Origin of the sequence: Lyngbya aestuarii BL J, assembly GCF_000478195.2 — a bacterium.
Taxonomy (GTDB): Bacteria; Cyanobacteriota; Cyanobacteriia; order Cyanobacteriales; family Microcoleaceae; genus Capilliphycus; species Capilliphycus aestuarii.
In genome coordinates, this window is record NZ_AUZM01000213.1 from 1 (window position 1) to 1,353 (window position 1,353).

Here is a 1,353-nt window from a genome sequence, read left to right on the forward strand (position 1 = left end):
TACAAAAGATACTTGTGGGAATTTAAAGTAAGCTTCCGGGGAACTGGAAGCTTATTTTTTGGGGAGCTACCGCAGAAAAGGAATGATATTTTGAGGTAATCTGCCATGACCCATAAGTTAGGATTTCCGACTGACTTCAAGCGAATCAATCAAGTTCAAAATAGTAACGCCCTGAGAGATTGGTGTCGGAGCATGAAACATAAACTGGTTGCTGATGTCAGTAACTATGCGAAGGGCCGTTATCGGTTGTGGCTTTTCCATGAGGTATACTTCAGAAACGGCAAGCTGACCAAAAGTTATTTTGACGAGAGAATCTGGAACTTTAGTCAACGAGTTTATCCAGATTGTAATATCGGTTTGTTGACTTTTGGAGGCAACTTTGATAACGGTAAGATTAGTGATGGAAGAATCAACTTACATCGAGACCATACCTATGCAAAACCTAAAGCAATATCTGTAAACTTAGGCGAAGCTGTGTTTAGTTATGGCGAACCGAACCCAACCGATTATCTTTTGAAAGATGGCGATATCCTTCAGTTTAACTGTAAAGTCCTTCATGGAGTTAAACAAATTAAATCAGCAGAACGGTTTAGTTTGGTATTTTGGCAGTTGAACGAACAGAAAGGTTATCGGAGTTTGATTTAGATAGCCTGATTCATTAGAAGCTTCCCAACCGGGAAGTTTTTTTTATTCGGATTTTCATAAACTTACCAGCTAATCTTATTGGTTTTTTCTTCAAAATTATGAAACACTTCTACTTGTTTTTTACCCGGTACATAGCCCTAAATCAGCATCGCTTTCTGGGATGGAACTTGATTCATATCAAGCCAATTAACCTGACTATTTGGTGGCGTTGGTCTGATTGGAAAACGGATATAAAACGAATTTACTTCGACGAATAACCGTTGAGTTCTCAAGCCTTCCCAACCGGGGAGGTTTTTTTATTTTCTACCGCTTCCTTGTCTTGCTTTATAGTTTATCAGTTTAAATGAAAACAGCATTTATTACGGGACATCGAAGGATAAATTCCCCTCTTGTTCACCAGGGTCTTGAACAATTAACTAACTTTGCTATCGAGAGAGGCTGTACTACTTTTCTCACTGGCATGGCATTGGGAACCGACCAACTTGCAGCCGAGGTTTGGGTAGCTCGCCAGCTAACTTGGAAAGCTATTATTCCTTGTCAAGACCAATCCGCACTCTGGCCGAGAGCGAACCAACTTCATTATCTAATTCTCCTTACAAAAGCTGAGGAAGTTAAAGTTCTTTACCCCCAATATAAACGGGGAGTTATGCAAGCTCGAAATCAATTTCTGGTTAAAAATTCCCAACTTGGACTGGCGGTTTGGGATGG

The 1,353-nt window shown here is 40.1% G+C and carries 3 protein-coding genes; all 3 read left to right on the top strand.

Translation table 11 applies throughout. The features are described 5' to 3' along the window. Positions 1-105 precede the first annotated feature (105 nt). Complete coding sequence (locus tag M595_RS27590) at positions 106-645, top strand: hypothetical protein (protein ID WP_023065096.1); 540 nt, start codon at positions 106-108, stop codon at positions 643-645. A gap of 98 nt (positions 646-743) precedes the next feature. After that, positions 744-902 (top strand): hypothetical protein, encoded by a 159-nt coding sequence (locus M595_RS31395; RefSeq protein WP_161809803.1) that lies wholly within the window; start codon positions 744-746, stop codon positions 900-902. Between the two features lie 86 nt (positions 903-988). Then, on the top strand, positions 989-1,353 hold a 365-nt coding region (locus tag M595_RS27595; RefSeq protein WP_023065138.1), incomplete at its 3' end, for an SLOG family protein.